Source organism: Mucilaginibacter puniceus, assembly GCF_054783175.1.
This window is the reverse complement of record NZ_BAAGRB010000001.1, coordinates 555086-567506: the sequence shown is the minus strand read 5'-3', so window position 1 is coordinate 567506 and position 12421 is coordinate 555086. Positions and strand designations below refer to the sequence as shown.

Here is a 12421-nt window from a genome sequence, read left to right as displayed (position 1 = left end):
TATATAATTGGCATATTACTATTAAAATAAGTAATAAATAAATTTGTTTTATAATAAATTGGTAATAAACAATTTAGCTTTAATCCATAAATAAAAAAAAAGACCCACTTTATGGGCGGGCCTTACATAACAGCTTTTCGGGAAGCCATTATATATTTGCTTATAGCTTAGTAATATAATCGTTATATATAACTGGTTGAATATCCATAGGGGCATCCTGCATCACATCCCTTTTATAAATAAAGGTAAACTGTATGGCCAAATCATTGTCAATCTGAACAGGGCCCTCCATAAATTTAATAGATTTTAAGTTGTCATCGGTTAATTGCACATTGGTGTGGCCGGTTAAAGTGATGGTACTATCATCATTCATGGTAGCATTTAACAACATACATTTTAATTGGGTTATGCCACCTACAGTAAGTTCGCCGCCTAATATTACTCCATACTTATTGTCATGGGTTGGTGTAACGGTAGCACATTTAATGTTATAACTAATGGTTGGATTATTGCCGGCATAAAGCGCTTTATAAGCACGTTTGTTAACACCAGCCTTTTTACCATTTATATTTTGAGCCGATAAATTAAAACTTAGTGAAGTAATATCATCCAGGTTTTGTCCGTCAAATTTGAAATTTCCCTGGCCCTGCATAGCGGTGGTAGTTATCACCATATCGTCCGTACTGGTTTTACCCAGTACCTTAATTTCGACAGCGGTATTTGATGTCAATGTGTAAATGACTTGTGCACTTACATTTTGTGTAGCTATGATTAAAACGATGGCTACAATTAGCTTATTAATTAATAATGTTGGTTTAAAATGTTTCATAATTTTCTCTCTCCCCTTTCTTTTTACCTCATAAAACATCGTCAGTTCGGATGAAAAAGAGGAAAAAAACATGATTATCATCATGTATACTATACTTGTACGAGAGTAACATAAAACAGGTTACATAAAAAATAATAAACTTTTTGCTTTATTATTAAGCCTGTATAAATAATAGTAAGTGTTATTAAACTAAAAAGCATCCGTTGGATCGCAACGGATGCTTTAATATACTTAATACTTAAAACCCAACAGAGGCTTCCAACATCATGCCCTTAATTTTACCCCCGTTAAGTATATTGCTGTTAGGGTAGTTATTATAAACCTGGTTCACATATTCGGCCTTTAGCATAATGTTTTGGGTCATGAACCAACCTGCTGATGCTACGGTACGGTTTACCCTTACCTCATCGGGCACACCCTGTATGGTTGCAATTACAGCATTGTAACGGGCACCTATCCAAAAATTCTCTGTACTTGCGGGGAACCTATATATCAGGTCGGCAGCATATTGTGTAGCGTTGCGGTTATTAACCTCAGTAATGGTGCGGCCGTTTGATCTTTCATAGGTACCAAAAAACTCCAGCCCTTTATGCTTCAAAAACAGGTTACCCATTAAAGCATGCACTTCCTGGTTAAAGCCGGGGTTAAACCTGCCCGAAAACGCGTTATAATCAACCGCGCTGTTTAAAGTAGTGCCTGCCGCAATGTTAGGGTTCGACATCACGAAATAATAATGTGAGCCGGTACGGTCGCCATTATATAATGTGTTATTATTGGCACTGCTCACTGTATAAAATGAGCCGGTCAGCCTTACCCTGGTATCGGTATTTAATTGCTTATCAAAACCTATTTTACCCAAATAGGCAGGCGGATATTTATTAACCCGGCCGGTAGCAGCGTCAATTTTTGTGGGCGCAACAACAGTTGTGTTTAATTCGCCATTGGTTATCCCGCCCATAGCAAACAATCCTGATGTATGGTGATAATATAAATTAGCACCAATTTCGGTTGCAAAAGCATCCATCAGGTAATTCTCCATAAATGGGTTATATATGGTATTTCCACCGTCTGACCGGCGGAAGTGTTGATCGCCATAATCCAGGTCGCTTTGCCCTATCTTAATGGTAACACTTTTCATGAGCTCATTTATTATATCACTCTTTAAAAACAGCAGTTTATCAAACTGTATATAGCCCCCTTTAACCCAGGTATCTTCATGGTGCCTTGAGGATAGGTATGAGGTTAAATTTAAGCGTATACCATCTGCTAATTGCACGTCAATATTTAAATTAGCCATAGGCAGGTTAAAACCGTTATTAAGCGGGGTTAAACTATTTACATTACCCGTAAAGCCGGGACGGGTAGCGGGCAGGGCGGTGTTATAATTACGCAGCATTTGGAACGCCATTGCAAAATTGCCACCAACCTTAACCTGCAGGCCGTTAAAAGCTACGGTATCGACCTTTTTGGTTTCAAAAACGTTGATGCCTAATTGCGTATTAGGACGAAAAAACTGCATTTGCTGTGCCATAGCACTTATGGGTAATAGCGCGATGGCTATTAGTATATATTTAATTTTCATGGGATTTATTTTTTATAGATCAAAGTGAATTGAATAGCCAGGTCATCATATACCTTCATGGCACCCAGCAAAAAGCTTGGTGGTTTAATTCCGTAGTCGGTCAGCTTGATATTTTCTGTACCTGTGCAGGTGATGGTATTATCAGCATTTACCGTGGCAGTTACGCTCACATTTATGGGTTGCGTTACGCCGGCAATAGTTAACTGGCCCTTGGTTTTGACCAGGTAATTTTTTGAGCTGATAGATGAAACCGTTGCTGATGTGAGCTTGTAGGTGATGTTGGGATACTGACTTGCCTTGATGGTTTTGTAGGTGCGGTTATCCATGGATGATTTACCGCTTTTAAGGCTTTTGGCTACTACACTAAAACTTAGCGAGGTAACATCCGCCAAATTATCGCCGTTGAGTTTAAACTTTCCCTGGCTTTCTATGGCCGTGGTGGTCATCGTCCAATCGTGTACGTTTGATTTACCTGATACCTTAATTACTACCGCCGGGTTTTGCACCAGTTGGTAGGTGACTTGCGCTGCCGCGATTTGCGGAACGCCTAAAAAAATAAATGCGGCTATAAACATAGCCGCAAGTGTATTGCCTGTGTTTTTCATGGTATTTGAATTTGATCAAAGGTACCCTTACCAACACCGCTAATAGTGATGGGCGTTTAGGTTAAAAAGTGATACAAATCAATTAATTAAATTTATTGTAAGTTAATCACTGCAGATGTTTCCCTATAATTCGCAAAGTGGCGGTATCTGGCTCACCATTAAAAAATTGAGCCAGCACTTTTTTAAATATGGGATGCGTATGGGGAAGGGTGGCAAACAAAGTAACACATGAGCGTAATTTCATATCGTCGGGCGTACCAAAAATTTGGGTAGCGTTGTTGGTGGGGAGTTTTAATAGCTCGGTACAAATTTCAATTAGCCTGCTGCCTAAAATAGGATGATCTAAATAGGCTTGGGCCTCTCCGATATTTTTAATAGCGTAATGCCGGGAAATTTCACTAAAACCCAGCCCCGCAATTTGTGGGAAGATGTACCACATCCAATGGCTGCGCTTGCGGCCCTGTTTAATTTCGGCCAGCGCGGCAGAATAGTCTTTTTGCTGGGCGGTGATGAAATGTTGGAGGTTATGGGTGGTCATATTAAAATAACCGCGACGGATAGTTAAGGTTTGCATTTTTTAGCTTTACCTTTTAATTTGCACCATAATGACCCGGACCATAAAAATCAAACAAATGCTGCCCTACCCGCCCGAAATGGTATGGCGGGCAATAACGGATGCCGACATGTTAGGCAAATGGTTTATGCCAAACGATATTGAGCCTGTTATTGGGCATGAATTTGAATTTAAAATGGCGCCGCAAAAAGGATGGGATGGTATTACGCATTGCCAAATTATTGCTATTGAACCAAATAAATATATAGCCTACACCTATAGTGGCAAAGCCAGCGGCGAAAAGGCATTGGCCTGTGCCGGTATTCACTCGGACACGGCTGATAAAGCAACCAAAGGTATTTTTGCCGAACTGGATACTGTATTAAGTTTTACATTGGAGCCTACCTGTGGCGGCACATTATTAAAGATGGAGCACGCCGGTTACAAAGGTTTTAAAATGATACTGGTGAGTTTGATTATGCAAATGGGCTGGAAAAAGCAATTGGGCAAAAAACTGCCGGCATTGCTGGCAAAACTGTGATCCAAAATCTCAAACTTCATCATTTTACCCCCTCTGTCTCTGACCCTGATACCAGGGCGGGCCGAATTAAAACAACCCTAACTGCCCTTTATCATCAATTTCAATATCATCCGGGTTGGTGATCTCAAAATCTACTTTTTTTATTGGGGATTCCACAGATGGGTTGGATGATTCCTCAGATTTTGCAGTCGATTCCTCAGATTTTTCAGCTGGTTTTACCGATGCCTTTTCTATTATTTCAGGCTCTGTAGTTTCTTCTTCTATTGCAGGTGCAACGGTTTCTTCAATAATAGCCGGCGCTACATCCGCCACTACTTTATCTTCGGGCGTTATTACGATCTCGGTTTCTGCAACCGAATCTGGTTCAGGGTCGGGTACATCAGCTTCATCGTCATGCTCGGTCATTAGTGTAACATTTTGTATTAGGTGTACCGATAGGCGGTTACCCATGGCTTTCATGCCTTTTACATCAATCAGGTCGGCCAAATTCAGTTCAACTGTTTCAGGTGTTTTGGTAGCGCCTTTTAGTTGGTCCACCTTAACAATAGGTTGCATAGCACCGGATATGATCAGCATTTTTGAACCCGGCTCATCACTGATGATACTGGTTTGGCGGCCTATAGCCGTATTCTCAAACGTAAACCTTTTGATGAGGTAATTTTTTGATTTGCCGTCATAATGCACCACCGAATAAACCTTCTCGGGGTTATACTTTTCAATGACGATCATCTTATCATCAAAGTGGTTATTCAGGTCGAAACTGGTTAGTTCGTACACACCGGTTGACATTACGGTTAGTATACGGTCATCGCCATCAAACTCGCCTAAATATTTGCCCCTACTATCGGCATTTAAACGTTTTAAAATATCGTCATACCAAATTTTACGCCCTGCCAGGGTAGATATACCTTTGCTTTTCAGGATGATCTTTTTAACCGGGTACTTGGTTACAATATTTCCCATTGAGCCCCGGCCCTTGATAGCCACCTGTGCAAAGTCTTCATCAAACTGCAGCTTCTTCAACTTGGCATGGGGTTTTAGCTGTACGTTAACTACTTCGGCTTCGCCATTTGGATTAGCGCTGAAATAAAGTACAGAGGTGCCTTTAGTGCCTTTGGTTAGGTCATACTCTTTATCGCGGGTAACACCCATTACCGAGAAACGTTTAATGTAGCTTGTACCACTTTGCCCGTCTTTGTATATCATGTTATATACGGTGCGCTCATCGTTCTTTTTAAATACCGCAACATGTTCTATATCCTTACCTACAAATACTTTATCCTGTACTTTGGTAATGATACAACGGCCATCTTTCCTGAACACAATGATCTCGTCAATGTCAGAGCAATCGCCAACAAATTCGTCTTTTTTAAGTCCGGTTCCGATGAAACCGTCTTCTCTGTTTACGTATAATTTCACATTGGCCAATGCCACTTGCGATGCTTCAACCTTATCAAAGGTGCGCAGCTCGGTTTTTCGCTCGCGTCCCTTGCCGTATTTTTCCTTTAGCTTTTCAAACCAGTCAATAGTGTACTGGGTTAAGTGCTTTAGGTGATTTTTTACAGTCTTGATCTCATTCTCCAGGTTTTTTATCTGCTCATCCGTTTTCTTTACGTCAAAACGGGTAATGCTGCTCATTGGTTTATCAATAAGCTTTTTATAATCATCAGCAACAATGGGCCTGTAAAACTGCGGGAAGAATGGCTCGAACAATTTGTTCAACACCACCAGCACTTCATCAAAGCTGGTAGAGGTTTCATAGTCGGGGTGCTTGTACATCCCTTCCTGTATAAATATTTTTAGTAACGAGCTGAAGAAAATTTTCTCCATCAGGTCCTTGAGTTTTATCTCCAACTCCTGCTTTAATAACCCACGGGTAAAATGCGTGCTTTCGCTCAGCATATCATTCACGCTCATAAAGCGGGGCTTATCATCCTGTATTACGCAGGTATTAGGCGATATGGATACTTCGCAATCGGTAAAGGCATAAAGCGCATCAATAGTCACATCAGGCGATATGCCCGGTGCCAGGTGAATCATGATCTCCACGTTCTGCGCCGTATTATCCTCTATCTTTTTGATCTTGATCTTACCCTTGTCATTGGCAGATATCACACTATCAATCAAACTGCCCGTAGTGGTAGTAAAAGGTATCTCGGTAATGGCCAGCGTTTTTTTATCGCGCTCCACAATTTTAGCGCGAACACGTACACGTCCTCCTCGTTGCCCGTCGTTGTACAACGAAGCATCGGCCATGCCACCTGTCGGGAAATCGGGCAATAAGTTGGGTGTTTCGCCTCTTAATACTGCAATTGAGGCGTCTAATAGTTCAATGAAATTGTGGGGTAATATTTTGGTAGCCAAACCTACGGCAATACCCTCGGCACCTTGCGCCAATAGCAGCGGGAACTTAACCGGCAGGGTTATCGGCTCTTTATTACGGCCATCGTAACTGGCTTGCCAAACGGTAGTATCAGGGTTAAAAACAACTTCTAAAGCAAATTTTGACAGGCGCGCCTCAATATAACGCGGCGCGGCAGCCGAGTCGCCGGTTACCGGATCGCCCCAGTTACCCTGGCAGTCAATCAGCAAATCTTTTTGACCTATTTGCACCATGGCATCACCAATAGATGCGTCACCATGCGGGTGATACTTCATGGTGTTACCGATAACGTTGGCGGCTTTATTAAAACGCCCGTCGTCCATCTCTTTAAGCGAGTGCAATATGCGACGCTGTACAGGCTTTAAACCATCGTTAATATGCGGAACGGCACGGTCAAGAATTACATACGAGGCATAATCCAGGAACCAGTTTTCGTACAATCCGTCTAATGAGGTAACATTATGTATTTTATCTTCGTTATTTATAGGATTTTCGTTCAGATCTTCGCTCATTAGTAACTAAAAAATTTGGATGGATAAAGATAGGGAAATGTGCAGATGTGCGGCTGTGCAGATGTGTGGATTTTATACACATTTTTAACTTTATAAACGCTATAACCTCTATGTATCCCAAATAGGCCTAAGAGGTAATATTATTTGTAATTATTTAATATGTAAATATTTATATTTATATATTATTAACAAAATCCCTAATCACATGAAAAAAAACTATTTGCTGCTGCTAATGCCTTTATTATTTGCCGCGTGCCAATCAAAACCAACAACCGAAGTTGCTACTGCTGGTCCAACACCAGATTATCCTTACAAAATTAAGAACCCAGACAACTGGGTAGCCGACACCAGCCATGCCAATACCATGCTAGTTTTAACGGCTTTAAAATCATATGAAAATGGCGATACGGCTTTGATGAAAAAATGCTTCGCGGATAGTATAACCTTTAATTTTGATGGTTATACATTTAAAGGTACAAATACGGAATTTGTGAAAATGAATAGTGAATCAAAAGACACTAATATTAAATTAGAAGTGAAGGACTGGGAAGCTGTTGTTAGCAAAGCCGGCGAAAAGCAAGAGTGGGTAACGGTTTGGAACACCCAACACTGGACAAATGCCAAAGGAATAGCGGATTCCGCAGAATTTGTTGACGATGTACAAGTAAAAGATGGGAAAATTGTGAAAGTGAATGAGTACACGCGCCATTTTAAAATGAAATAAATTTATTATACACTAATTTGATAATGCTCTTCCCTACCAGGGGAGGGCATTTTATTAATCCTTCCTCATTGCCCTTATCATTGTCCCATAATCCCATTTACGGAGCATAGCGTTTACGGTATTTACAATACGTTTATTGCGTGTCTCGTTGGTTTTGGCACTTTCAATCCATTTGATAAAATAATCGCGGTGCGATTTGGCAAGGCTATTAAAGAACGCTCCGGCTTCAGGGTCAAATTCAAAGCATTCCTGCAGGTCTTCGGGTACTTCAACTTTGTAATCTTTATGTACTTCAAGGGATATGGTTACCATAGCTCCTGATTCTTTATGAATAGCTTTCCGTATCTCCAGCTTTAAGGGCATAATAAATTTACCCTCGCCCATAGGCATCAAAGCAAAACCGCTTATGGGATAATTATCTACTTTTCCTTTGACACGAAAAGATCTTTTATTACCGGGAAGAAGCTCCTGAGCAATGTCTGCCGACACTTCTATATATCGCCAACCGGTTTTTTCACCCATTTCGCCGAATTGCAATATCATCGCGTTAAACTGGATCATACCTTTGAAATGTTAAATAAATCACTAAAAAAAATTAGCAAATGTTGATTTTAATGTAACGCGGCCATTACAATCAACGTCTTATAGATGTAAATTAAAACAAATAAATAACCTTAAAAACAAATATTATGAAAATTTTAAAATCAATCGTTCTGGGCCTGGCCTTAATTATAGCTTGCACCGCTGCCAAAGCCGACGGAAAACCTACAAAAGCAGAAGTAATAAACATTTTTATGAATGCATCTGCACACGGTAAAATTGAAGGGCTGGAAAATGTTTTGGATAACGACCTGGAGTACCAAATAAAAAGGGGGAACAAAATTACTATTGCCAACAAAAAGCAATTTCTGGATTCTTATAAAGCCAACCAGAACATTGAGCAGGCTTGCATATGCACTAGTAATACTATTGAGAACGGCGATAATGTAATTGTTAAAATTGACATGAAATACGATACTTATACCCGCACCAATGTAGTAACTATGGTTAATACAAATAACGGATGGAAAATAACAAAGGTTAACACCTCTGTTGCGAATAACGCATAAAAAATCTTGCAAATGTTAGTTAATGTATGGGGGCAGGTAATTTACCTGTCCCTTTTTTATTTTACCCTCCTGTCATCGCTGCACTCGACATCCTCCCTTCGTTTGGCGTAAGGAGGATTTTATTTTTGAATATATTACCCTCTTTCCCGCTTGCGGAAGAGAGGGTCGACAAGCGTCTTAGTCCCGATTCTATCGGGAGGGTGAGTCTAAGCTAACCTATCCTCAAAAAACAAAAACGGAAGTAAGTTTTCAACTCCTTTTATTACCCAAACCGGGCCATCAATACAATATAATAGCACACGTAAAGGCTTGCCCTGCTTCTTCTCATACTCGGCCATTACCTGCAGGCATGAGCCGCACGAGGTAACGGGTTTAAGTAGTTTAAATTCGTCGGTATGGGCGGTAACAGCCATACTTTCTATCAGGTCATCCGGGTGGTTGGCACCCCAGTGAAACAGCGCCACGCGTTCGGCGCATAGGCCAGATGGGTAAGCCACATTTTCCTGGTTGCTGCCTAAAATCACTTTACCACTTTTGAGTTTTAATGCTGCCCCAACCCTGAATTTAGAATAGGGCGAATGCGAATTTCCCATGGCCTTAACAGCCTGCTCGCAAAGGTCGCGGTCGGTTATATCTAATTCCTGTAATGAGGTATACTCATCAAAGGCTACTTTAATTTCGTGGTTGGTCATTTGTTTCGTCCCGTATAAAAGAGGGGGTAAACAAGATAAGGATTATCTGTCAAATAAAAAAGCGTCATTGCGAGGAACGAAGCAATCTCTAAGCCAGACAGTAAAAACCGTATGCTTGTCCTATGTAGAGATTGCTTCGTTCCTCGCAATGACGTGTGGGTTATTTAACTCGCTACCGGCAATTCCACCTCATCTTCAACAATAGTAGGGTTGATGGTTTCATCATCTTTCTCTACCCGTAAATTGCCAATAATATGCTGCTGCCGCGATGGTGTGTTTTTACCCATAAAATATTCCAGCAAACCCTTAATGTTGGCATCTTTTAGTATCACCGGGTCCAAACGGATGTCTTTACCGATGAACAAGCCAAACTCTTCCGGTGATATTTCACCCAAACCTTTAAAGCGGGTGATCTCGGGCTTAACACCCAGTTTGGCTATGGCGTTACGGCGCTCTTCGTCGCTGTAGCAGTAAATGGTTTCCTTTTTATTACGCACCCTGAATAACGGTGTTTGCAAAATAAATACGTGCCCGGCTTTTACCAAATCAGGAAAAAACTGCAGGAAGAAAGTCATTAATAACAAGCGGATGTGCATACCATCCACATCGGCATCGGTAGCTATCACGATGTTGTTATAGCGTAGGTTATCCAGACCATCTTCAATATTTAAGGCATGTTGCAGCAGGTTAAATTCCTCATTCTCGTAAACCACTTTTTTAGTTAGCCCGTAGCAGTTTAATGGTTTACCCTTTAGGCTGAATACCGCCTGCGTCATCACATCCCGCGATTTGGTGATAGATCCGCTTGCTGAGTCCCCCTCGGTAATAAACAAGGTGGTATCCTGATGGCGCTCGTGGTTATCTTCAAAATGCAGTTTGCAATCGCGCAGTTTGCGGTTATGTAATGATGCTTTTTTGGCGCGCTCATTAGCCAGCTTTTTAATACCTGCAATATCCTTACGCTCGCGCTCTGATTGCAGTATCCTTGCTTTTAGCGCATCCGCAGTTGCGGGATTTCTATGCAGGTAATTATCCAGTTCACGTTTTACGAAATCACCTATAAAGGTACGAACTGACGGTCCTTCCGGACCAACGTTCTGCGAACCCAGTTTGGTTTTGGTTTGCGATTCAAACACCGGCTCCTGTACCTTAATGGCAATTGCCGCTACTATAGATGCACGAATATCCGCAGCATCGAAATCTTTACCATAAAACTCTTTAACCGTTTTTACCACCGCCTCGCGAAATGCCGCCTGGTGCGTACCTCCCTGGGTAGTATTTTGCCCGTTAACGAATGAATAATACTCCTCGCCGTATGCCTGCCCGTGTGTCATGGCAATTTCAATATCATCGCCTTTAAGATGAATAATAGGGTAACGTAATGTTTCAGAGTTATCAGTTTTTTTGGTTAGCAGATCATACAGCCCGCGCTCTGAAAAGTATTTCTGGTTGTTAAAATTGATGGTGAGGCCCGAGTTTAGATAAACGTAGTTCCATATCATACTATCAACAAACTCGGGTATAAAACGGTAATGGCGGAATATGGTATCGTCAGGAATAAAATTTATGGATGTGCCGTTACGCTGCGTAGTTTCTTTTTCAGGTTCATCTCTTATAAGCTCACCTTTTTCAAACTCGGCAACTTTAGTGCGGCCATCGCGGTAAGATTGTACAATAAACGAGTTGGATAAGGCATTAACCGCCTTGGTACCCACACCATTTAAACCTACCGATTTTTGGAAGGCCTTGCTATCATACTTTCCGCCGGTATTTATTTTTGATACGCAATCTATCACCTTACCCAATGGAATGCCACGGCCATAATCACGTACGGATACTTTATGGTCGCTTAAATTAACCTCGATAGTTTTACCGGCGCCCATTACAAACTCATCGATTGAGTTATCAATAATTTCTTTTAGTAATACATACACACCATCATCATACGCCGAGCCATCACCCAGCTTACCAATGTACATGCCGGGACGCAGGCGTATATGCTCTTTCCAGTCTAACGACCGGATACTATCTTCACTATAATTTACTGGTTCTGCCATGTCAAGAGGATATTAAAACAAAGGGAATTTATCCCTAAAGCAAAAATAAGATTTGATGCCGAACTTTATGTTCAAACAATCTTAACTTATCAACATTTTGAAAATTAGGATGGATTAAATTTGAGGCAGCTGCTGGCCTGGTTAAGGCTCTTGAAAAACCCGGGTCCCAGCTCGTTGGCAAAACACACGGCCAATACATTACCCACCTTATTTTTTTGCAGTACAACAACCATAGCAAATTTATAGTGTTTGGTTTGCGGTGAATCAGGAAGATTAACTAAATAGGTTTTGCCCAAATCAGCATTGTACCGGGTTAACGTATATGAGGGGATAGGACGTATAATGGGATCCTTGTCGGCCTTAAATGCTTGTGCCTGAGCCAAGCCAATTTCGTTGTATAATGAATCGGGATGCACAATGCGGTTGTCATTTTTGGCTTTTAAATAATTGGTCCAGCTATCCTTTTGCGATTGTACTTTAAACCATATTTCGAAATCGCCTTCAGACGCAATAATACCATAATCAAAATTGTAAATATCGGTTGCCTTAACTTCTTTAAATCCGGGAGGAAAAATAAAGGTCATTTTAGCTTTAGTAAGTTTTTTATCAAAACTTTTCAAATCCCTGGTTAATGTTGCAGGCTGTTTTACCTGTGCTAAAACAGGTGCGATACTCAACAGCAAAGCGACGCAAAAACCTATATATTTTAATTGTTTGATCACTGTTTTTTCGAGGTAAATGACTTTAAATATCGCTTAAAGTTTAATATAAATATAAAAATTAAATAATTAATTAATATTTAGAGTAAACATACCGCTGTCATACCCGGTTAAC

Annotated in this window: 12 protein-coding genes; 3 read left to right on the top strand and 9 right to left on the bottom strand. The window is 40.8% G+C overall.

Going from position 1 to position 12421, the window contains the following annotated elements:
• Positions 1–160 precede the first annotated feature (160 nt).
• From ACYVJ6_RS02605 to ACYVJ6_RS02590, 4 genes are all read right to left on the bottom strand, one after another.
• Complete coding sequence (locus tag ACYVJ6_RS02605) at positions 161–829, bottom strand: hypothetical protein (protein ID WP_460692473.1); 669 nt, start codon at positions 827–829, stop codon at positions 161–163.
• Positions 830–1067: 238 nt separating this feature from the next.
• The gene (locus ACYVJ6_RS02600) at positions 1068–2411 is read right to left on the bottom strand and encodes a hypothetical protein (protein ID WP_460692472.1); all 1344 of its coding nucleotides are present in this window, start codon (positions 2409–2411) and stop codon (positions 1068–1070) included.
• 5 nt (positions 2412–2416) lie between these two features.
• Positions 2417–3016 (bottom strand): YceI family protein, encoded by a 600-nt coding sequence (locus ACYVJ6_RS02595; RefSeq protein ID WP_460692471.1) that lies wholly within the window; start codon positions 3014–3016, stop codon positions 2417–2419.
• Positions 3017–3122: 106 nt separating this feature from the next.
• On the bottom strand, positions 3123–3590 hold the full coding sequence (locus tag ACYVJ6_RS02590; protein ID WP_460692470.1) for a DUF1810 domain-containing protein: 468 nt from the start codon (positions 3588–3590) through the stop codon (positions 3123–3125).
• 31 nt (positions 3591–3621) lie between these two features.
• On the opposite strand from ACYVJ6_RS02590, the gene ACYVJ6_RS02585 reads away from it, so the two are divergent.
• Positions 3622–4110 carry an SRPBCC family protein gene (locus ACYVJ6_RS02585; RefSeq protein WP_460692469.1) on the top strand — a complete coding sequence of 163 codons (489 nt, stop codon included), beginning with the start codon at positions 3622–3624 and terminating at the stop codon, positions 4108–4110.
• A 66-nt stretch (positions 4111–4176) separates the two neighbouring features.
• Here the strand turns inward: ACYVJ6_RS02585 and ACYVJ6_RS02580 are convergent, their stop codons facing one another.
• A complete protein-coding gene (locus ACYVJ6_RS02580) occupies positions 4177–7005 on the bottom strand; it encodes a DNA gyrase/topoisomerase IV subunit A (protein WP_460692468.1) in 2829 nt (942 codons plus the stop codon).
• Positions 7006–7210: 205 nt separating this feature from the next.
• Between ACYVJ6_RS02580 and ACYVJ6_RS02575 the strand changes: the two genes are divergently transcribed.
• A complete protein-coding gene (locus ACYVJ6_RS02575) occupies positions 7211–7729 on the top strand; it encodes a nuclear transport factor 2-like protein (RefSeq protein ID WP_460692467.1) in 519 nt (172 codons plus the stop codon).
• A 54-nt stretch (positions 7730–7783) separates the two neighbouring features.
• Here ACYVJ6_RS02575 and ACYVJ6_RS02570 read toward each other — a convergent pair whose 3' ends face one another.
• Entirely contained in the window at positions 7784–8290 is a 507-nt protein-coding gene (locus ACYVJ6_RS02570) for a YdeI/OmpD-associated family protein (RefSeq protein WP_460692466.1), read from the bottom strand.
• Between the two features lie 128 nt (positions 8291–8418).
• On the opposite strand from ACYVJ6_RS02570, the gene ACYVJ6_RS02565 reads away from it, so the two are divergent.
• Complete coding sequence (locus ACYVJ6_RS02565; protein ID WP_460692465.1) at positions 8419–8838, top strand: nuclear transport factor 2 family protein; 420 nt, start codon at positions 8419–8421, stop codon at positions 8836–8838.
• Positions 8839–9044: 206 nt separating this feature from the next.
• Here ACYVJ6_RS02565 and ACYVJ6_RS02560 read toward each other — a convergent pair whose 3' ends face one another.
• The 3 genes from ACYVJ6_RS02560 to ACYVJ6_RS02550 form a co-directional block, all read right to left on the bottom strand.
• Entirely contained in the window at positions 9045–9530 is a 486-nt protein-coding gene (locus tag ACYVJ6_RS02560; protein ID WP_460692464.1) for a cytidine deaminase, read from the bottom strand.
• 164 nt (positions 9531–9694) lie between these two features.
• Positions 9695–11587, bottom strand: a complete 1893-nt coding sequence (locus ACYVJ6_RS02555) for a DNA topoisomerase IV subunit B (protein WP_460692463.1) — start codon at positions 11585–11587, stop codon at positions 9695–9697.
• A gap of 104 nt (positions 11588–11691) precedes the next feature.
• Complete coding sequence (locus ACYVJ6_RS02550) at positions 11692–12309, bottom strand: hypothetical protein (RefSeq protein ID WP_460692462.1); 618 nt, start codon at positions 12307–12309, stop codon at positions 11692–11694.
• Positions 12310–12421 lie beyond the last annotated feature (112 nt).

Bases quoted from the DNA above. Each gene is read 5' to 3' on its own strand.
- ACYVJ6_RS02585 (WP_460692469.1), top strand. From the start codon at position 3,622: ATGACCCGGACCATAAAAATCAAACAAATGCTGCCCTACCCGCCCGAA.
- ACYVJ6_RS02575 (WP_460692467.1), top strand. From the start codon at position 7,211: ATGAAAAAAAACTATTTGCTGCTGCTAATGCCTTTATTATTTGCCGCG.
- ACYVJ6_RS02560 (WP_460692464.1), bottom strand. From the start codon at position 9,530: ATGACCAACCACGAAATTAAAGTAGCCTTTGATGAGTATACCTCATTA.
- ACYVJ6_RS02580 (WP_460692468.1), bottom strand. From the start codon at position 7,005: ATGAGCGAAGATCTGAACGAAAATCCTATAAATAACGAAGATAAAATA.
- ACYVJ6_RS02590 (WP_460692470.1), bottom strand. From the start codon at position 3,590: ATGCAAACCTTAACTATCCGTCGCGGTTATTTTAATATGACCACCCAT.
- ACYVJ6_RS02555 (WP_460692463.1), bottom strand. From the start codon at position 11,587: ATGGCAGAACCAGTAAATTATAGTGAAGATAGTATCCGGTCGTTAGAC.
- ACYVJ6_RS02605 (WP_460692473.1), bottom strand. From the start codon at position 829: ATGAAACATTTTAAACCAACATTATTAATTAATAAGCTAATTGTAGCC.
- ACYVJ6_RS02595 (WP_460692471.1), bottom strand. From the start codon at position 3,016: ATGAAAAACACAGGCAATACACTTGCGGCTATGTTTATAGCCGCATTT.
- ACYVJ6_RS02570 (WP_460692466.1), bottom strand. From the start codon at position 8,290: ATGATCCAGTTTAACGCGATGATATTGCAATTCGGCGAAATGGGTGAA.
- ACYVJ6_RS02565 (WP_460692465.1), top strand. From the start codon at position 8,419: ATGAAAATTTTAAAATCAATCGTTCTGGGCCTGGCCTTAATTATAGCT.
- ACYVJ6_RS02600 (WP_460692472.1), bottom strand. From the start codon at position 2,411: ATGAAAATTAAATATATACTAATAGCCATCGCGCTATTACCCATAAGT.